The organism is Polaromonas sp. P1_G2 (genome assembly GCF_056405515.1).
In genome coordinates this window covers 1-679 of the sequence record NZ_JBFUBY010000640.1, presented here as the reverse complement: position 1 = coordinate 679, position 679 = coordinate 1, and the positions used below count along the sequence as shown (strand labels likewise).

Here is a 679-nt window from a genome sequence, read left to right as displayed (position 1 = left end):
CCGCCGGACCGCGGATCGGACCGGGCGATCAAATATTCGATTGCACGCTCAATAATCGGCAGGCACCGGCCTGGGCACATCGGCATCTGTCGGCATTCCATCTTTGGAGTCGGCGTCGCCGTTGCCAAAGCGGGGATCTTCTTCCGGAAGAAGATCATCGCGTTCGGGAACGATATCGGAAGGAAGGATGCCAGGAATAATTGCTGGGTTAGGGTTGGGCATGATGATCTCCATTGTTGTCATGCCCAACAAACGAAAGCCCGAATGGTTCAGCGGGCTTGCACGCTTTTGCCCACTCTCGTGTGTATGCGATCGAAAGGGTTTCAGATACCCCCGTTCAGGATGGGGGACGAGGCCGTGACCCCATCCCCGATGTTCTTCACCCGAGGTAGGGTTTCGCAGTTGTCAAGACGGTATTGCTCGTTCGCTGGGTTGCTCATATGAGGTCTCTTTTCTCATCCACTTGCCAAAGCGAGAGTTACAAAAACCCGGCCGCTGGCCGGGTTTCTTCGCGGAATCCAAAGATTACAAGCGGGTATAACGATTCCGCTCTTCCGCGACCTGGGTCGGAGAATAGGGGTCCATGGAAGGATCGAAGCCGGTCCAACCCTGCTGCTCATAGGTGTTCCGGCGGTTTACTGGGTCGACCCAATTGGAATTCTTGAGGATGTTGTTGGCC

Annotated in this window: 1 protein-coding gene; it reads right to left on the bottom strand. The window is 55.5% G+C overall.

The genetic code is table 11. The features are described 5' to 3' along the window. Positions 1 to 48 precede the first annotated feature (48 nt). Positions 49 to 222 carry a hypothetical protein gene (locus tag AC1D0P_RS26675; RefSeq protein WP_477679482.1) on the bottom strand — a complete coding sequence of 58 codons (174 nt, stop codon included), beginning with the start codon at positions 220 to 222 and terminating at the stop codon, positions 49 to 51. Positions 223 to 679 lie beyond the last annotated feature (457 nt).